The sequence below is a fragment of the Streptomyces sp. NPDC029836 genome (genome assembly GCF_055574495.1).
The window spans coordinates 62,028-79,058 of the sequence record NZ_JBVHZI010000006.1; the positions used below are offsets into that span (position 1 = coordinate 62,028).

16 protein-coding genes are annotated in these 17,031 nt (G+C 71.8%); 7 read left to right on the forward strand and 9 right to left on the reverse strand.

The window, feature by feature from the left end; genetic code table 11:
* Positions 1 to 47 precede the first annotated feature (47 nt).
* The 8 genes from ACZ4XJ_RS18855 to ACZ4XJ_RS18890 all read right to left on the reverse strand — a co-directional run bounded on the left by ACZ4XJ_RS18855 (position 48) and on the right by ACZ4XJ_RS18890 (position 9,917).
* Positions 48 to 1,856, reverse strand: a complete 1,809-nt coding sequence (locus ACZ4XJ_RS18855) for a chitinase (RefSeq protein WP_468496783.1) — start codon at positions 1,854 to 1,856, stop codon at positions 48 to 50.
* Positions 1,857 to 1,926: 70 nt separating this feature from the next.
* Positions 1,927 to 2,415, reverse strand: a complete 489-nt coding sequence (locus ACZ4XJ_RS18860; protein ID WP_362875935.1) for a hypothetical protein — start codon at positions 2,413 to 2,415, stop codon at positions 1,927 to 1,929.
* A gap of 236 nt (positions 2,416 to 2,651) precedes the next feature.
* The gene (locus ACZ4XJ_RS18865) at positions 2,652 to 4,070 is read right to left on the reverse strand and encodes an NAD(P)/FAD-dependent oxidoreductase (RefSeq protein ID WP_362875934.1); all 1,419 of its coding nucleotides are present in this window, start codon (positions 4,068 to 4,070) and stop codon (positions 2,652 to 2,654) included.
* Between the two features lie 23 nt (positions 4,071 to 4,093).
* Positions 4,094 to 4,900 (reverse strand): ABC transporter permease, encoded by an 807-nt coding sequence (locus ACZ4XJ_RS18870; protein WP_362875933.1) that lies wholly within the window; start codon positions 4,898 to 4,900, stop codon positions 4,094 to 4,096.
* Positions 4,900 to 5,835 carry an ABC transporter permease gene (locus tag ACZ4XJ_RS18875; protein ID WP_468496784.1) on the reverse strand — a complete coding sequence of 312 codons (936 nt, stop codon included), beginning with the start codon at positions 5,833 to 5,835 and terminating at the stop codon, positions 4,900 to 4,902. The genes ACZ4XJ_RS18870 and ACZ4XJ_RS18875 overlap by 1 nt, the downstream gene beginning before the upstream one ends.
* Positions 5,832 to 7,019 (reverse strand): ABC transporter ATP-binding protein, encoded by a 1,188-nt coding sequence (locus ACZ4XJ_RS18880; protein ID WP_468496785.1) that lies wholly within the window; start codon positions 7,017 to 7,019, stop codon positions 5,832 to 5,834. The genes ACZ4XJ_RS18875 and ACZ4XJ_RS18880 overlap by 4 nt, the downstream gene beginning before the upstream one ends.
* 83 nt (positions 7,020 to 7,102) lie before the next feature.
* The gene (locus tag ACZ4XJ_RS18885) at positions 7,103 to 8,353 is read right to left on the reverse strand and encodes a polyamine ABC transporter substrate-binding protein (RefSeq protein WP_362875930.1); all 1,251 of its coding nucleotides are present in this window, start codon (positions 8,351 to 8,353) and stop codon (positions 7,103 to 7,105) included.
* Between the two features lie 49 nt (positions 8,354 to 8,402).
* Positions 8,403 to 9,917 carry a gamma-aminobutyraldehyde dehydrogenase gene (locus ACZ4XJ_RS18890; protein WP_362875983.1) on the reverse strand — a complete coding sequence of 505 codons (1,515 nt, stop codon included), beginning with the start codon at positions 9,915 to 9,917 and terminating at the stop codon, positions 8,403 to 8,405.
* 200 nt (positions 9,918 to 10,117) lie between these two features.
* Here ACZ4XJ_RS18890 and ACZ4XJ_RS18895 point away from each other — a divergent pair, with 200 nt between their 5' ends.
* Both ACZ4XJ_RS18895 and ACZ4XJ_RS18900 read left to right on the forward strand, forming a co-directional pair.
* Positions 10,118 to 10,672 (forward strand): NADAR family protein, encoded by a 555-nt coding sequence (locus ACZ4XJ_RS18895; protein WP_468496786.1) that lies wholly within the window; start codon positions 10,118 to 10,120, stop codon positions 10,670 to 10,672.
* A 20-nt stretch (positions 10,673 to 10,692) separates the two neighbouring features.
* Positions 10,693 to 11,088: an NUDIX domain-containing protein gene (locus ACZ4XJ_RS18900; RefSeq protein WP_468496787.1), complete on the forward strand. Its 396-nt coding sequence runs from the start codon at positions 10,693 to 10,695 to the stop codon at positions 11,086 to 11,088.
* Positions 11,089 to 11,205: 117 nt separating this feature from the next.
* Here ACZ4XJ_RS18900 and ACZ4XJ_RS18905 read toward each other — a convergent pair whose 3' ends face one another.
* Complete coding sequence (locus ACZ4XJ_RS18905; protein WP_362875927.1) at positions 11,206 to 11,883, reverse strand: DUF4190 domain-containing protein; 678 nt, start codon at positions 11,881 to 11,883, stop codon at positions 11,206 to 11,208.
* Between the two features lie 109 nt (positions 11,884 to 11,992).
* Here ACZ4XJ_RS18905 and ACZ4XJ_RS18910 point away from each other — a divergent pair, with 109 nt between their 5' ends.
* The 5 genes from ACZ4XJ_RS18910 (at position 11,993) to ACZ4XJ_RS18930 (ending at position 17,029) form a co-directional block, all read left to right on the forward strand.
* Entirely contained in the window at positions 11,993 to 13,018 is a 1,026-nt protein-coding gene (locus ACZ4XJ_RS18910) for an adenosine deaminase (RefSeq protein ID WP_362875926.1), read from the forward strand.
* A 34-nt stretch (positions 13,019 to 13,052) separates the two neighbouring features.
* Positions 13,053 to 13,742: a glycerophosphodiester phosphodiesterase gene (locus ACZ4XJ_RS18915; protein WP_383991302.1), complete on the forward strand. Its 690-nt coding sequence runs from the start codon at positions 13,053 to 13,055 to the stop codon at positions 13,740 to 13,742.
* 7 nt (positions 13,743 to 13,749) lie between these two features.
* Positions 13,750 to 14,949, forward strand: a complete 1,200-nt coding sequence (locus tag ACZ4XJ_RS18920) for a sensor histidine kinase (RefSeq protein WP_468496788.1) — start codon at positions 13,750 to 13,752, stop codon at positions 14,947 to 14,949.
* Positions 14,946 to 15,671, forward strand: a complete 726-nt coding sequence (locus ACZ4XJ_RS18925) for a response regulator (RefSeq protein ID WP_468496789.1) — start codon at positions 14,946 to 14,948, stop codon at positions 15,669 to 15,671. Before ACZ4XJ_RS18920 ends, ACZ4XJ_RS18925 begins: the two co-directional genes overlap by 4 nt.
* A gap of 149 nt (positions 15,672 to 15,820) precedes the next feature.
* Positions 15,821 to 17,029, forward strand: a complete 1,209-nt coding sequence (locus ACZ4XJ_RS18930; protein ID WP_468496790.1) for a serine hydrolase domain-containing protein — start codon at positions 15,821 to 15,823, stop codon at positions 17,027 to 17,029.
* The last annotated feature ends 2 nt before the right edge of the window (positions 17,030 to 17,031 follow it).

A 17,031-nucleotide genomic window follows, 5' to 3' on the forward strand; every position in this document is an offset into this window, starting at 1 on the left:
GGCCGCGACCCCGGAAGGTCGCGGCCCGATGTGGGGGACGTGGTGGGTCAGCCGCCGAAGTAGGTGTCGAAGTTGCGGCTGAACTCCCAACCGCCGAAACGGTCCCAGTTGATGGACCAGGTCATCAGGCCCCGCAGGGCCGGCCAGGTGCCGTGGGTCTGGTAGGTGCCGCAGTTCTGCTTCTTCGTGAGGCAGTCCAGCGCCTTGGTCACCTCGGCCGGGGAGGTGTGGCCGTTGCCGGCGTTCGTGGTGGCCGGGAGGCCGATGGCGATCTGGTCGGGACGCAGGGCCGGGAAGACGCGGGCGGTGTTGCCGGCGACGGGGAAACCGGTGAGCAGCATGTCGTTCATGGCGATGTGGAAGTCGGCGCCGCCCATGGAGTGGTACTGGTTGTCCAGGCCCATGATCGGTCCGGAGTTGTAGTCCTGGACGTGGAGCAGGGTCAGGTCGTCGCGCAGGGCGTGGATGACGGGGAGGTAGGCGCCGGCGCGCGGGTCCTGGCCGCCCCAGGGGCCGGAGCCGTAGAACTGGTAGCCGAGCTGGACGAAGAACGTCTCCGGGGCCATCGTCAGGACGAAGTCGGGGCCGTACTTGGCCTTGAGGGTCTTCACGGCGGCGATCAGGTTGACGATAGCCGGGGTGGTCGGGGCGCGGAAGTCGGTGTCGCCGGTGGCGAGGGAGAGGGAGTGGCCCTCGAAGTCGATGTCGAGGCCGTCGAGCCCGTACTCGTCGATGATCTTGCCGACGGAGGTGACGAAGGCGTCGCGGGCGGCGGTGGTGGCGAGCTGGACCTGGCCGTTCTGGCCGCCGATGGAGATCAGGACCTTCTTGCCCGCGGCCTGCTTGGCCTTGATCGCGGCCTTGAACTCGGCCGGGGACTCGACGTTCGGGCATTCGGCGACGGGGCACAGCTGGAAGCGGATGTCGCCCGAGGTGACGGAGGTCGGTTCGCCGAAGGCGAGGTTGATGACGTCCCAGGAGGCGGGGACGTCGGCCATCCGTACATAGCCGGAACCGTTGGCGAAGCTGCTGTGGAGGTAGCCGACGAGGGCGTGCGCGGGCAGGCCGGGACCGCCCGGGCCACCGCCGTCGGGGGGCGTGGTGGCGGAGACCGGGGCGCTGAGCGGGGATTCGCCGGCCGCGTTGACGGCGCTGACCCGGAAGGTGTGCGTGGTGGCGGGGGCGAGGCCGGTGACCGTGGCGGAGGTGCCGGTGGCGGTCTGCGGGGAGACGCCGGCGCGGTGGACCCGGTAGGAGGCGGCGCCGGGGACCGGGGCCCAGCCGAGGGTTACCGATCCGGCGGAGCCGGCGGTCGCGCTCAGGCCGGTGGGGGCGGCCGGAAGCTGGGGTTGGCCCGGGCCGCCGGGGTCCGGGCCGATCAGGGTGACGCCGTCGGTGTGGTGGGCGGGCTGGCCGTACCAGCCGTGGGTCCAGACGGTCACCGAGGTGGTGGCGGGGCCGGTGCGGAAGCTGGTGGTGAGCTGCTTCCAGGCGCCGGCGCTCTGGGTCCAGACGGCGGGGTCGGTGGTGCCGGTCCCGGTCGCGCCGAGGTAGACGTAGGCGCCCTGGACCCAGGCGCCGAGCGTGTACGCCGAGTCGGGCTTGACGGTGACGGTCTGGGAGCAGCGGGCGTTGTCCTGGCCGGCCGGGGTGGCCCGGAGCGCCGAGGTTCCGCCGTGGACGGGGGTGGTGACGGTGGCTCCGCTGCCGCCGGAGCAGCTCCAGCCGTCGAGGCCCGCCTCGAAGCCGCCGTTGCGTACGAGATCGGCGTCGGCCGCCGCGGCCGGCGGGCCCGCGGCGAGGAGGCCGGCCGCCGCCAGGGCGGCGGCCGTAAGGATGGACCAGGCTCTGCGCACAACTGCCTCCGGGGCATGGGGGGATGGAGGGGGTCAGCGGCGCCCAAGATGGTCCAGACCAATGCGCTTGTCAAGGCTTCCGACCCTCACCCTCCCGCGGACCGCCGGTGACGGCGGCCGCCGCGTTCGCCGCCGCCTCGTGCATGGCGAGTTCGAGGACGGCCGGGTCGGTGAGGGTGCCGCTGCCGTCCGGGACCACCAGCCAGCGGACCCCGCCGGTCGCCCGGCCGGGGTACGGGACCACGATCCAGCTGCCGGGCCCGGCTCCCCGTACGCCGGTGCCGAGCCAGCGCGAGGCCGTCCCCGGGGGTACGAAGAAGCCGACCCGGGAGTCCCCGAAGTCGGCCAACACCGGCCCCGGCCGGCCGGACAACAGGCGCAGGACGTCCAGGGCGGCCCGCCCCAGCTCCCCCGGGAGGATGAGCACGTCCCAGCTCCGGCCGGCCGGGAGGAGGGTGACCCCGAGGGGGTTGCGCTCCCACTCCCAGCGGCAGGCGTCGGGGTCCGGCGCCACCGATACCAGCCACTCCACTGCCGTCTTGATGCCCGCGAGCGTCATCGCCCGGCCTCCGTTCGTCTCGTGCGGTGAGGGGGTCTCAACCGGAGAGAGCGGGGCCGGGCCCGGGTATGACGCGGGTTGGGTTACTCCGTGGTGGTGAAGCGGGTCACACGGTGATCGTGCGTGCGCCCGGCGTACGGCGGTCGGTTCATCCGTTGATCATCCGCCGCCCGTCGATCGCCGCACCCGGACGGCCGGCGCGCCGGGGGCGCGGGATGGGGCGGGCGCGCCGCGCGTCAGCTGTCGAAGCCGAGTCCCAGCCGGTCCATCGCCTTGAGCCAGAGGTTGCGGCGACCGCCCTTGGCGTCCGCGCGGGCCAGCGACCACTTCGTCAGGGTGATCCCGGTCCAGGCGAACGGCTCGGGCGGGAACGGCATCGGCTTGGAGCGCACCATCTCCAGCCGGGTGCGCTCGGTGGGGACGCCGTCCAGCAGGTCGAGCATCACGTCCGCGCCGAAGCGGGTGGCGCCCACGCCCAGCCCGGTGTAGCCGGCCGCATAGGCGACCTTGCCGGAGTGCGCGGTGCCGAAGAAGGCGGAGAACCGCGAGCAGGTGTCGATGGCGCCGCCCCAGGCGTGGCTGAATTTCACCCCTTCGAGCTGGGGGAAGGCCGTGAAGAAGTGCTCCGCGAGCTTGAGGTAGGTCTCGGGGCGGTGGTCGTACTCGGAGTCGAGCTTGCCCCGGTAGGGGTAGATCGCGTCGTAGCCGCCCCACAGGATCCGGTGGTCCGGGGTGATCCGGAAGTAGTGGAACTGGTTGGCGCTGTCCCCCAGGCCCTGCCGGTTCCGCCAGCCGATGGCGTCGAGCTGCTCCGGCGTCAGGGGCTCGGTCATCAGCGCGTAGTCGTACACCGGGACCGTGAACGGCCGGATCCGCTTGACCAGCGACGGGAAGATGTTGGTGCCGAGCGCGACCCGGCGCGCGAGGATCACCCCGTACGGGGTGCGTACGGTCATCGCGGCGCCGGCCGGGGCCAGCTTCAGGCCGGGGGTGTTCTCGTAGATCCGTACGCCCAGGTCCAGGCAGGCCCGCTTCAGGCCCCAGGCCAACTTCGCCGGGTTGAGCATGGCGACGCCCTCGCGGTCCCAGAGGCCGGCGAGGAAGGTCGGCGAGTCGACCTCGGCCCGCAGGGCGTCGCCTTCCAGCCAGGTGGAGCCGTCGCCGAAACCGAGGCGGCGGGCCTCCTCGTGCAGCTCGCGCAGTTCCTCGACCTGGTGCGGTTCGGTCGCCACGTCGATCTCGCCGGTGCGCTCGAAGTCGCAGTCGATGCCGTAGCGGGCGACGGCCTCCTCGATGGCGTCGAGGTTGCGGGCGCCCATCTCCTCCAGCGTGGCGAGGTCCTCGGGCCAGCGGGCCAGCCCGTTGGCGAAGCCGTGCGTGAGGGAGGCGGCGCAGAAGCCCCCGTTGCGCCCGGAGGCGGCCCAGCCCGCCTCCTTGCTCTCGATCAGGACGACGTCCCGGCCCGGGTCGCGCTCCTTGGCGAGCAGCGCGGTCCACAGGCCGCTGTAGCCGCCGCCGATGACGAGCAGGTCGCAGCGCTCGTCGGTGGTGAGGGCGGGCTGCGGGGCGGGCTTGCCGGGGTCGTCGAGCCAGTACGGGACGGGCTTCGCTTCGGAAAGAGAATTCGCGACACTACGCATGGCGACTGGGGCCATGTCTTCCAACTCCCTACAGGGGTCTACTTCGGTTGCGCCTTCTTGCGGCGGTTGCCGACCATCTGGCCGGCGAGGACCACCAGCACCGCGATGACGAACATCGCCGTGCCGATGACGTTGATCTGCACGGGCGTACCGCGCTGGGCCGATCCCCAGACGAACATGGGGAAGGTGACGGTGTTGCCCGAGTTGAAGTTGGTGATGATGAAGTCGTCGAAGGAGAGCGCGAAGGAGAGCAGCGCTCCCGCCGCGATGCCGGGCGCCGCGATGGGCAGCGTCACCCGCAGGAACGTCTGCACCGGGCCCGCGTAGAGGTCGCGTGCGGCTTCCTCCAGGCGCGGGTCCATGGACAGCACGCGCGCCTTGACCGCGGCGACGACGAAGCTCAGGCAGAACATGACGTGGGCGATCAGGATGGTCCAGAAGCCCAGCCGGATGCCCATGTTGAGGAAGAGCGCGAGCAGCGAGGCCGCCATCACGATCTCCGGCATGGCCATCGGCAGGAAGATCAGCGAGTTGACCGCGCCGCGCGCCCGGAACCGGTAGCGCACGAGCGCGAAGGCTATGGCGGTGCCGAGGACGGTCGCGGCGATGGTGGCCCACAGGGCGATCTGGAGGGACAGCGACAGCGAGCCGCACAGGTCGGCGACCCCGCAGGGGTCCTTCCAGGCGTCGAGCGAGAACTCCTGCCAGGAGTAGTTGAACCGGCCGGTGGGGTTGTTGAAGGAGAACAGCGTGACGACGAGGTTCGGCAGGATCAGGTAGGAGAGCGTGCACAGTCCCGCGATGACGACGAGATGACGGCGCAGCCAGGCCAGGGGCTTGTTCATCAGACCAGGTCCTCCGTTCCCGCTCGGCGGATGTAGACGGTGACCATGATCAGCACGATGGCCATGAGGATGAAGGACAGCGCGGCCGCTGTGGGGTAGTCGAGGATCCGCAGGTACTGCGACTGGATGACGTTGCCGATCATCCGGGTGTCCGTGGAGCCGAGCAGTTCGGCGTTCACGTAGTCGCCGCTGGCCGGGATGAAGGTCAGCAGGGTGCCGGAGACGACGCCGGGCATCGACAGCGGGAAGGTCACCTTGCGGAACACCGTGGACGGGCGGGCGTACAGGTCGCCGGCCGCCTCGTGGAGGCGGGTGTCGATGCGCTCCAGCGAGGTGTAGAGCGGCAGGATCATGAACGGCAGGAAGTTGTACGTCAGACCGCAGACCACCGCGAGCGGGGTGGCGAGGACCCGGTCCCCCTCGGTCATGCCGAGCCAGCTGGTGACGTCGAGGAAGCCGACGCCGTTGAGGGCGGCGACCACCGGGCCGCCGTCGGCCAGGATCGTCTTCCAGGCCAGGGTGCGGATCAGGAAGCTGGTGAAGAACGGGGCGATGACCAGGACCAGCAGGAGCCCGCGCCAGCGGCCGGCCTTGAAGGCGATCAGGTAGGCCAGCGGGTACCCGAGCAGCAGGCACAGCGCGGTCGCGGTGCCCGCGTAGAGCAGGGAGCGCAGGAACTGCGGGTAGTACTCGGTGAAGGCGTCCCAGTAGGTGCTGAAGTGCCAGGTGACCTTGAAGCCCTCTTCGAGGGAGCCGGTCTGCACCGAGGTGGAGGCCTGGTAGACCATCGGCAGCACGAAGAAGACGAGCAGCCACAGGATGCCGGGGAGCAGCAACCAGTACGGGACCAGTCGCTTGCGCAGCGCGGGCTTGTGCGCGGGCGGTTCCGGCGCGGCCGGGGCGGGCGCCCGGTGCGGCGCGGTCGTGGCGCTCACGCGCTCTCCTCGACGGTCTCGACGGTCTCGACGGTCTCGACGCCCGCGTCGCCCGTCGTCCCGGCGAGCATGGACTGAGCGGCGTCCAGGCCGAAGGTGTGTTCCGGGTTCCAGTGCAGGACGACCTCGGCGCCGGGGACCAGGCGGGCGTCGCGCTCGATGTTCTGCACGTACACCTCCAGCTCCGGGCAGACGGGGCTGTCGATGACGTACTGGGTGGAGACGCCGATGAAGGAGGAGTGCGCGATGCGGCCGGCGACGGTGTTGCGGCCCGCGGCGATGGTGTGCGCCTCGTCCGCGTGGACCAGGGAGATCTTCTCCGGGCGTACGCCGACCAGGAGCTTTCCGCCCGCGCGGGGCGTGGTCGAACATCGTGCGGCGGGCACCTTGAGGCGGGAGCCGGCCGAGCCGACGGTGACGTCCGCGGCGCCCGCCTCCAGCACGTCCGCCTCGATGAGGTTGGAGGTGCCGAGGAAGTTGGCGACGAAGGTGGTCCGCGGGTTCTCGTAGAGCTCGGCGGGGGCGCCCAACTGCTCGACGCGGCCGCCGTTCATCACGGCGACCGTGTCGGCCATGGTCATGGCCTCCTCCTGGTCGTGCGTGACGTGGACGAAGGTGATGCCGACCTCGGTCTGGATGCGCTTGAGCTCCAACTGCATCTGGCGGCGCAGCTTGAGGTCCAGTGCGCCGAGCGGCTCGTCGAGCAGCAGGACCTGGGGGTGGTTGATGAGGGCCCGGCCGACGGCGACGCGCTGCTGCTGGCCGCCGGACAGCTGGTGGGGCTTGCGCTGGGCGAACTGGCCGAGCTGGACCAGCTCCAGCATGTCGTCGACCTGCTTCTTGACGGACTTCACGCCCCGGCGGCGCAGCCCGAACGCGACGTTCTCGAAGATGTTGAGGTGCGGGAACAGCGCGTAGCTCTGGAAGACGGTGTTGACCGGGCGCTTGTACGGCGGCAGGTGCGTGACCTCGCGTTCGCCGAGGCTGACCGTGCCGGTGGAGGGTTCCTCCAGGCCGGCGATCATGCGCAGGGTGGTGGTCTTCCCGCAGCCCGAGGCGCCGAGCAGGGCGAAGAAGGAGCCCTGGGGGATGGTGAGGTCCAGCGGGTGCACCGCGGTGAAGGATCCGTAGTGCTTGCTGATACCGGCGAGGCGGACGTCCCCGCTCGCGGACTTGTCAGTCATGGGCCTGGGCCTTCGGTGGTTTCGTCGGAAGGGGCGGGAGGCACGGGTGCGCAAGGGGGTGCACCGTGCGGGAGGCGGATCCGTCAGGCGCCGATGAGCTTGGCGAACTTCTCCTCGTACGCGGTCTCTTCCTCGCTCGTCAGGGAACGGAAGGCGTGGGCCTTGGCGGCCATCGCCTTGTCCGGGACGATCAGCGGGTTGTCCGCGAGCGCGGGGTCGATCGCGGCGAGTTCTTCCTTGACTCCGTCGACCGGACAGACGTAGCTGATGAAGGCGGCCAGCTGGGCGGCGATCGGCGGCTCGTAGTAGAAGTCGATGAGCTTCTCGGCGTTGGCCTTGTGCCGGGCCTTGGCGGGGACCAGCAGGTTGTCGCTTGAGGTGATGTAACCGGGGGCGGGGATGGCGTACTTGATGTCCGGGTTGCCGGCCTGGAGCTGGATCACGTCGCCCGCCCAGGCGAGGCAGGCGGCGAGGTCGCCCTTGTCGAGGTCGGCCGTGTAGTCGTTGCCGGTGAAGCGGCGTATCTGCTGGGTGTCGACGCCCTTCTGGAGCCGGCCGATCGCCCCGTCGAAGTCGGCGTCGGTGAACTTCGCCGGGTCCTTGCCCTGGTCGAGGAGGGTCATCCCGACGCTGTCGCGCATCTCGGTGAGGAAGCCGACGCGGCCCTTGAGGGTGGGGTCGTCCAGCATCTGCGTGACGGAGTCGACCGTCCTGCCGCCGGTGGCCTTCGAGTTGTAGGCGATGACGGTGTCGATGCCGGTCCAGGGGTAGCTGTAGGAGCGGCCCGGGTCCCAGTCGGGGCTGCGGAACTGCGGGATCAGGTTGGCGTAGGCGTGGGGCAGGTTCGCGGGGTCGAGCTTCTGCGCCCAGCCGAGCCGGATGACGCGGGCGGCGAGCCAGTCGGTGACGACGATCAGGTCGCGGCCGGTGTCCTGGCCGGCGGCCAGCTGCGGGCGGACCTTGCCGAAGAACTCGACGTTGTCGTTGATGTCCTCGGTGTACTTGACCTTGATTCCGGTGCGCTTGGTGAACTCCTCCAGCGTCGGACGGCTCTTCTCGTCGTCGCTGGTGTCCATGTACTCGGTCCAGTTGGAGAAGGTGAGCTCCTTCTCCCGCGCCGAGTGGTCGTCGGAGGCCGCCGCGGTGTCGCCCTCCCGCTTGGCGGGCGGGATCCCGCAGGCGGTGAGGGCGGACAGGCCCGCGAGGGTGAGCGCGCCGACTCCGGACGCGCGCAGCAGGGAACGGCGGGTGAGGGCGCCGCGCCCGCTGGTCAGACTGCGTCGCATCGCGGCGAGTTGCGCCGCCGAGAGACGGTCGGGCTCGTACTGCTCCATGCGCGTTGCCCTTTCGGGATGGGTGTGCCGCGGGTCAGGCGGTACTCGGCTATCGGTCCCCGAAGATCGTGCGGTGCCAGTCCTTCGCGGCGACCGCGGTGTTGTCGTACATCACGTGCTTGACCTGCGTGTACTCCTCGAAGGAGTACGAGCTCATGTCCTTGCCGAAGCCGCTCGCCTTGTAGCCTCCGTGCGGCATCTCGCTGATGATCGGAATGTGGTCGTTGACCCAGACGCAGCCCGCCTTCATCTCGCGGGTGGCCCGGTTCGCCCGGTACAGGTCGCGGGTCCAGGCGGACGCGGCGAGCCCGTAGGGGGTGTCGTTGGCCAGGTCCAGGCCCTCGTCGTCGGTGTCGAAGGGCAGCACGACCAGGACCGGGCCGAAGATCTCGGACTGGACGACCTCGCTGTCCTGCGCGGCGCCCGTGATCAGCGTCGGCCGGTAGTACGCGCCGTCGGCGAGTTCGCCCGTCGGGATCTCACCGCCGGTGACGACGGTGGCGTAGGCGCGGGCCCGCTCCACGAAGGCGGCGACCCGGTCGCGCTGGGCGTGCGAGACGAGCGGGCCGAGGTCGGTGCCCGGCGCGAAGGGGTCGCCCGGGCGGACGGTCTCCATCAGCTCGGCGACCCGGGCGACGAAGGCGTCGTGCAGCGGACGCTGGACGTAGGCGCGGGTGGCGGCCGTGCAGTCCTGGCCGGTGTTGATCAGCGAGGCGGCGACCGCGCCGTGCGCGGCGGCCTCCAGGTCGGCGTCGTCGAAGACGAGGAAGGGCGCCTTGCCGCCGAGCTCCAGGTGGAGCCGTTTGACGGTGGCGGTGGCGATCTCCGCGACCCGCTTGCCGACGGCGGTGGAGCCGGTGAAGGAGGTCATGACCACGTCGGGGTGGCCGACGAGGTGCTCGCCCGCGTCCCGGCCGGCCCCGGTGACGATGTTGATCACACCGTCGGGCAGTCCCGCCTCCTTCGCCGCCTGGGCGAACATCAGGGAGGTCAGCGGGGTCAGCTCGGCGGGCTTCAGGACGATGGTGTTGCCCGCGGCGATGGCCGGGAGGATCTTCCAGGCGGCCATCTGGAGCGGATAGTTCCAGGGGGCGATCGAGCCCACGACGCCGATGGGCTCGCGGCGCACGTACGAGGTGTGGTCGCCCGAGTACTCGGCGGCCGCCTGGCCCTGGAGGTGGCGGGCGGCGCCCGCGAAGAAGGCGGTGTTGTCGATGGTCCCCGGTACGTCGAACTCCGTGGACAGTTTGAGCGGCTTGCCGCACTGGAGGGACTCCGCGTGGGCGAAGTCGTCCGCCTGCTCGGCCAGTACGGCGGCCAGCCGGTGCAGGGCGTCCGACCGCTCGCCCGGGGTGGCGCCCGACCACACGGGGAAGGCGCGCTTGGCGGCGGCGACGGCCGCGTCGACGTCCGCCGTACCTGCGAGTTCGTAGGTGAGGACGTCGTCCCCGGTGGCGGGGTCGACGATGGTGTGCGAGCGGCCCGAGGTACCGGACCTGAGCTGCCCGTCGATGTACTGCGCGCCGTCCGCGAAGCGGTCCTTGACCTGGAAGCGGTTACCCATCACGCTCTCACGCTCTCCGTAGCTACAGCTCGAACCGTAGCTACAGCTCGAATTGAGTGCCGATCCTGGCAGAGGTGTTCCCCTCCGCCAAGGGATTCCGTTGTTGCCTTTTGATTACGCGACGGAATCGGTCGACCATGTGTCGAGGCACACCCGAAATCCCGTACGAAGTGTCAGTGGTGACTGCCAGACTCGCGTGCATGGAGATGGTCGACAAGTTGATCGAGCAGGTCAGGCGCGGTGAGAAGGTCAAGTACCTGCCGTTCTGGGGGCACCGGGCACGACCCGACGGGCGCCTGGGGCCGAGCTGCCTGAGCCAGTGGTGGCCGTCCCCCTTCACTGTGGGTGACGTCCGGTACGCCACGGCCGAACACTGGATGATGGCCGGCAAGGCGCGGCTGTTCGAGGACCCGGCGGCGGAGCGGGTCGCGCTGGAGGCCGAGAGCCCCGCGCAGGCGAAGGCGGCCGGGCGGCTGGTGCGCGGCTTCGACGACGCCACATGGGTGCGGGAACGGTTCGCGCTGGTCGTCGAGGGCAGCGTCCACAAGTTCGCCTCGGACCAGGCCCTGCGCTCCTACCTGCTGGGCACCGGCACGCGGGTGCTGGTCGAGGCGAGCCCGATGGACCGGATCTGGGGCGTCGGACTCGCCGCCGACGACGAGCGGGCGCTGGACCCGGCCCGCTGGCGCGGGCTGAACCTGCTGGGCTTCGCCCTGATGGAAGCCCGGGAACGGTTGCGCGCGGGCGCCGCGTGAGCGGGCCGGCGCGACAGCGGGTGGCTGCCGTGATCATCCGGGACGGGTGCGTCCTGATGGTCCGCGAGCGCGGCAGGGGGCCGTCCGGCCTGCACGACGGGCCGGAGTACTGGACCCTGCCCGGCGGCGGCGTGGAGCCCGGCGAGGACCTGGAGGCGGCCGTGCGGCGGGAGGTCGCCGAGGAGACCGGCCTGCGCGCCCTGGAGGTGCGACGGGCGTACGAGGCGCCCTACCCCTCGGGGTGGACCGTCTGCTTCCGGGTCACGCCGGCGCCCGGCGAACCCCGGCTCGGGGTGGACCCGGACCTGGACTGCCCCTGCCCCCGGATGGTCGGGCTCGGCTGGGTACCGCTGGCGCGGAGCGCGCCGGACGGGCCCTGGATGGTGGCGACCCTGCTGTCGGCCGTCCCGGACTGAACCGGGACCGTCCCTCGCGTCCGCGCACGGGGTCGGCCGGTGCACGGGGTCGGCCGGTGCACGGGGTCGGCCGGTGCACGGGATCGGCCGACGCACGGGATCGGCCGACGCACCCGCTCAGACCCGCTCGCGGACCTGCGAGACCGAGGACGGCTCGCCGTCGTCGTACCGTCCCGAATCCCTGTCGCCGGTGTCCAGGAAGACCACCACGGTCATGACGATGCCCAGCACGATGCCGACGGAGCCGAGGATGACGCCGGCCATGGCCATGCCGCCACCGCCGGCCTGACCGCGGTTCGCCCTGCCCCAGCCCAGCGCGCCGAAGACGACCGCGGCGATGCCCAGGGCGATCGAGCCCACCATGGTCACGCACAGCACCACGGACAGGATGCCGAGCACCAGCGCGGTCACGGCCATGCCGTTGCTCGCCGGCGGCGCCTGGGGCGGGTACGCGTACGCCGGCGGCCCCGGGTACCCGTACCCGCCGGGCGCGGGCGCCGAGTACGAGGGGTACCCGTACCCCGGGCCACCGGGATCGGGCTGCGCCGGGTACCCGTAGGCCGGCGTCCCCCCGGGACCCGGCGCGGCGGGCATCGGGGTCGTCGGGGACCCGTACGGCGCGGGCGGGGCGTACCCGGAGGGGCCGGGCCCGCCGGGTATCCCGGTCATCGTCACCTGCTCGTGCACCGGTGGCGCCGGCGGGCCGGCCGGACTCGCCGGCGCGTTGCCGGGGTACGGCGCCGGCTGCTCGGGCGGCGCCCACGGGTCCCTCGGTTCCGGGCTCTGGTCGGTCATGCGGCGCCCCCCTTTTCGTACAGTCATGCTAGGCGCTGCCGCCGACACCCCCGGGCGCTGCCTACGATGAAGCGGACCTGACCGCACCCGCGTCCTTCCGGAGGCATCCATGCCCGACCTGCACCCCTTCATCGCCGGGCTGCCCAAGGCCGAACTGCACGTCCACCACGTCGGCTCGGCCTCCCCGCGCATCGTGGCCGAACTCGCGTCCCGCCACCCCGACTCGAAGGTCCCCACCGACCCCGAGGCGCTCGCGGACTACTTCACCTTCACCGACTTCGCCCACTTCATCGAGGTCTACCTGTCGGTCGTCGACCTGGTCCGTACCCCGGAGGACGTACGGCTGCTGACGTACGAGGTGGCGCGTGACATGGCCCGGCAGAACATCCGCTACGCCGAGCTGACCATCACCCCGTACTCCTCCACCCGCCGCGGCATCGAGGAGAAGGCCTTCATGGAGGCCATCGAGGACGCCCGCAAGGCGGCCGAGACCGAGCTCGGCGTCGTGCTGCGCTGGTGCTTCGACATCCCCGGCGAGGCCGGACTGGAGGCGGCCGCCGAGACCACCCGGCTCGCCGTCGACCTGCGCCCCGAGGGCCTGGTCTCCTTCGGGCTGGGCGGCCCCGAGATCGGCGTCCCGCGCCCGCAGTTCAAGCCGTACTTCGACCGGGCCCGCGCCGCCGGACTGCACAGCGTGCCGCACGCCGGCGAGACCACCGGACCGCAGACCGTCTGGGACGCCATCCACGAGCTGGGCGCCGAGCGCGTCGGCCACGGCACCACCTCCGCCCAGGACCCGGAGCTGCTGGCCTACCTCGCCGAGCACCGCATCGCGCTGGAGGTCTGCCCGACCTCCAACATCGCCACCCGCGCCGTCACCGACCTCGACGCGCACCCGGTGAAGGAGATGGTGGCCGCGGGCGTCCTCGTCACCATCAACAGCGACGACCCGCCGATGTTCGGATCCGACCTCAACAACGAGTACGCCGTGGCCGCCCGCCTGCTGGACCTCGACGAGGCGGGACTCGCCCAACTCGCGAAGAACGCCGTCGAGGCCTCCTTCCTGGACCCGGCCGGCAAGGCGGAGCTGAGCGCCGAGATCGACACGTACACCGCCGCTTGGCTCGCGCGCTGACCCAACTGCTCGCACCTGCCCCGACAATGGGGGCATGAGCACCCTCACCGCCGTCGGGCACCGCGGCGACCCCTACCGATTCCGTGAGAACACCCTCGCCTCCGTCCGCTCCGCCTTCGCCCTGGGGGCGGACGCGGTGGAGGTAGACGTCCGGCTCACCCGCGACGGGGTACCGGTCCTGCTCCACGACGAGACCCTGCAGCGGCTGTGGGGCCACGACGTACGGCTCGACGACGTCACGGCCCCGCAGCTCAAGGAGCTGACGGAGGGCCGGGTCCCGACCCTGCGGGACGCCCTGATGGCGGCCGGGGCCGGCCGGTTGATGCTCGACCTGCCCGGCGCCTCGACGGAGGCCGTGCGCGCGGTCGTCGGCCTGGTGCGCGAGTGCGGGGCGGGCGAGCGCACGTACTACTGCGCGGGGCCCGGCACCATGTTGGCGGTGCGCGCCGCCGACCCGGGGGCGGAGATCGCGTTGACCTGGACGACGCTGTCGCCGCCGCGCCGGGTGCTGATCGACGCGGTGGGGCCGCGCTGGCTCAACTACCGGTTCGGGCTGGTCGACCGGGAGCTGACGGAGGCCCTGCACCGCGACGGGTTGCTCGTCTCGGCGTGGACCCCGGACACCAAGCGGTCGATGCGGGCGCTCGTGGCGGCCGGCGTGGACTCGATCACCACGAACCGGCTGGACGCGCTGGCGGCCGTGCGCGCCGGCCTCGGCCGCTGACACCCGGGTGATACGCGGGCTGACGGAGCGGGTTCGGCGCGCCGATCCCCGGTGGCAGGACCTGGGGCTGACGCTGCTGGTGCAGCTGGTCTCCAGCATGCCGTTCGTGCTGCCGGACCAGCCGGGCGGATCGCCGAAGAGCTGGGCGGCGTACGCGTTCACGACGGCCGGCCTGCTGCCGCTGATCTGGCGGCGGCGGGCTCCGGTGACGGTCCTGGCGGTCATCTCCGCCGTCGGTTTCGGCTACAACCTGGGGATGGACGGGCCGGGGCAACCGCTGCCCTACGGTCCGCTGGTCGCCTTCTACACCGTGGCCGTGTGCTGCCCGCGGCGGACCAGGCTGGCGGTGTCCGCGGCCGTCGTGGTGGCGGCCTGCCTCGCCGTGCACTGGAACACCGGGACGGCCCGCGAGTTGGTCTTCACCCTGTTCGTGGGCGGCTCCGCGTACGCGCTGGGCCGATCGCGGCACACCCGGCAGGCCTACACGGCCGCCGTCGAGGACCGGGCGGAGCAGTTGGAGCGGGCGAACCGGATCGAGGCGGAGCAGGCCGCGGCCCGCGAACGGGCGCGCATCGCACGGGAGATGCACGACATCCTCTCGCACGCGGTCAGCATCATGATCGTGCAGGCCGAGGCGGGTCCGGTGGCGGTACGCCGCGCTCCGGCCCGCGCCGAGGCGGCCTTCGAGGCGATCGCGGAGACGGGCCGGGACGCGATGGCGCAGCTGCGCACCATGTTGGGCGTGCTGCGCACGGACGAGTCGGCCCCGCGCGCGCCGCAGCCGGGGATCGGGGCGTTGCCCGCCCTGCTGGACCGGGTGCGGGCGAGCGGGCCGAGGGTGTCGTACGAGCGGACGGGCGCGGTCCGCGACCTGCCCGCGGCGCTGGAGGCGACGGTGCACCGGGTGGTGCAGGAGGCGTTGACCAACGTGGTCAAGCACGCCGGGGCGGCTTCGGTGGACGTACGACTGGAGTACGGGCCGACGGAGCTGACGGTGACCGTCGCGGACGACGGTCGGGGCCCGGGCGGGGCGACGCCGGGCTCGGGGTCGCCCGGCTCGGGGTCGCCCGGCGGGCACGGGTTGATCGGCATCCGCGAACGGGCGGCCGCGCACGGCGGAACGGCCTGGTCGGGGCCGGGGCCGGGCGGCACCGGGTTCGTGGTGCGGGTGGCTCTTGTAACGTCGCCGCTGGAGGTGGGGACGTGACGATCCGTGTGGTGGTGGCCGACGACCAGGAGCTGGTCCGCAGCGGCTTCGCGATGATCCTGGACGTCCAGGAGGACATCGAGGTCGTGGCGGAGGTCGGGGACGGGGCGGCGGCCGTGGAGGCGGTGGCGCGACTGGCCCCGGACGTGGCCCTGCTGGACATCAGGATGCCGGTGCTGGACGGGATCGAGGCCTGCCGCAGCATCACGGCGAGCAGCACGTGCCGGACGGTGATGCTGACGACCTTCGACTCGGACGAGTACGTGTACGAGGCGCTGCACGCGGGCGCGAGCGGGTTCCTGCTGAAGGACGTCCGACGGGACGACCTGGTGCACGCGGTACGGGTGGTGTCGGCGGGCGAGTCGCTGCTGGCGCCTTCGGTGGCGCGGCGGTTGATCGAGGAGTACACGGCGGCGACCGCCCGGCCGTCGGCCGTCCGGGAGCTTTCCGCACGGCGGCTGGAGGCGCTGACGGCCCGGGAGCGGGAGACCTTGCTGCATCTGGGGCGGGGGTTGTCGAACGCGGAGATCGCGGTGGCGCTGGGGGTGAGCGAGCACACCGTGAAGTCGCACGTGGGGAACGTGCTGGCGAAGCTGGGGCTGCGCGACCGGATCCAGGCGGTGATCTGTGCGTACGAGACGGGGCTGATAGCGGCGGGGGCCGGGACGGTGGCCTCCGGGGCGGGCGGGTTCGGGGCGTTGGGTTCTCCCTCTCGGGAGTGAGGGGGCGGGGTGTCGACTCCCCCGCGTCGGGGAGTTGTCGTACCGCTGAAGACCCCTCTCACCGGTGATTCGCCACCACCCCTGTGCGCAGCAACATGGTGGTCATCGGGGCAGCGAGCCCCGTTGACCACACCACGGGGGGAACCACCATGAACGCAACGACCCGCACCACGTTGATCGCCGCCGCCCTGCTCATGGGGATCGCGTCCGGCCCGGCGGTCGCGCACGCCGCCGCGCCGGCATCGACGTCCTCGACCGCGTCGGCGGCCACCACCGCGCCGCCCACGTTCTCCACCCTGCCCGACGCGGCGGCGCTGGAGCAGGCCATCGCGGGCCTCGGGGCGCGGCACGAGGGGGCGACGGCCGCACTGGTCCGGGTGGGCGGCGCGAGCGGCGACTGGCGGGGCAGCTCCGGCGTCGCGGACATCCGTACGGGGCGCCCGGTGATCGCCGAGGGCCGCTTCCGGGCCGGGTCGGTGACGAAGACCTTCACCTCGGCGGTGGTGCTCCAGCTGGCCGCCGAGGGCCGCCTGCGCCTGGACGGAACGGTGCAGGAGTACCTGCCGGGCCTGCTGCCGGCATCGTTCAAGCCGGTCACCGTGCGGCAGTTGCTGAACTACACGAGTGGGATCCGCTCCGCCGACGGCCCGGGCGACACCTTCGAGGAGGCGTACGCCCACCGGTTCGACGTGGAGGATCCGCGCGCCCTCATCGCCAACGCCGTGGCCAAGGGCCCGGAGTTCGACCCGGGGACCAGGCAGCACTACCTGAACATCGACTACACGATCCTGGGCGTACTGATCGAGAGGGCGACCGGCACGTCCTACGAGAAGGCCGTGACCACCCGGATCCTCAAGCCCCTGGGCCTGCGGGACACTTCGCTGCCGAGTCGGACCGGGACCCGCATACCGGGTGCGCACAACCGGGGCTACCAGGCGGTGCCGCTGCCCGACGGCGGCCGGAGGTTGGTCGACGTCTCCGTGTGGGGCTCGTCCCGGGAGTGGGCCGCCGGGGACCTGATATCGACCACGGCGGACCTGGAGCTCTTCACGAAGGCCCTGTTCGGCGGCCGCCTGGTGCCGAAGGCTCAGCTGGAGGAGATGTTCACGGTGCCCGCCGTGCCGGACTTCGAGACCGGGCAGCCCGCGGAACTGACGGCCGGCATGAAGCGGTTCGCCCTGCCGGGCGGCAAGGAGGCGTGGGGCAAGACGGGCGGTCGGCACGGCTACAACACGTTGATCGGCGGGACCCGCGATCTGTCGCGCACCCTCGTCTACTCGGTGAACTCCACCGACGCCAAGGGCCGGAACATGAACAAGGTCGCCGAGGCCATCGTGTACGCGGCATTCACCAAGTAGTC

Bases quoted from the DNA above. Each gene is read 5' to 3' on its own strand.
- ACZ4XJ_RS18860 (WP_362875935.1), bottom strand. From the start codon at position 2,415: ATGACGCTCGCGGGCATCAAGACGGCAGTGGAGTGGCTGGTATCGGTG.
- ACZ4XJ_RS18865 (WP_362875934.1), bottom strand. From the start codon at position 4,070: ATGGCCCCAGTCGCCATGCGTAGTGTCGCGAATTCTCTTTCCGAAGCG.
- ACZ4XJ_RS18870 (WP_362875933.1), bottom strand. From the start codon at position 4,900: ATGAACAAGCCCCTGGCCTGGCTGCGCCGTCATCTCGTCGTCATCGCG.
- ACZ4XJ_RS18880 (WP_468496785.1), bottom strand. From the start codon at position 7,019: ATGACTGACAAGTCCGCGAGCGGGGACGTCCGCCTCGCCGGTATCAGC.
- ACZ4XJ_RS18885 (WP_362875930.1), bottom strand. From the start codon at position 8,353: ATGGAGCAGTACGAGCCCGACCGTCTCTCGGCGGCGCAACTCGCCGCG.
- ACZ4XJ_RS18890 (WP_362875983.1), bottom strand. From the start codon at position 9,917: ATGGGTAACCGCTTCCAGGTCAAGGACCGCTTCGCGGACGGCGCGCAG.
- ACZ4XJ_RS18895 (WP_468496786.1), top strand. From the start codon at position 10,118: ATGGAGATGGTCGACAAGTTGATCGAGCAGGTCAGGCGCGGTGAGAAG.
- ACZ4XJ_RS18905 (WP_362875927.1), bottom strand. From the start codon at position 11,883: ATGACCGACCAGAGCCCGGAACCGAGGGACCCGTGGGCGCCGCCCGAG.
- ACZ4XJ_RS18910 (WP_362875926.1), top strand. From the start codon at position 11,993: ATGCCCGACCTGCACCCCTTCATCGCCGGGCTGCCCAAGGCCGAACTG.
- ACZ4XJ_RS18915 (WP_383991302.1), top strand. From the start codon at position 13,053: ATGAGCACCCTCACCGCCGTCGGGCACCGCGGCGACCCCTACCGATTC.
- ACZ4XJ_RS18930 (WP_468496790.1), top strand. From the start codon at position 15,821: ATGAACGCAACGACCCGCACCACGTTGATCGCCGCCGCCCTGCTCATG.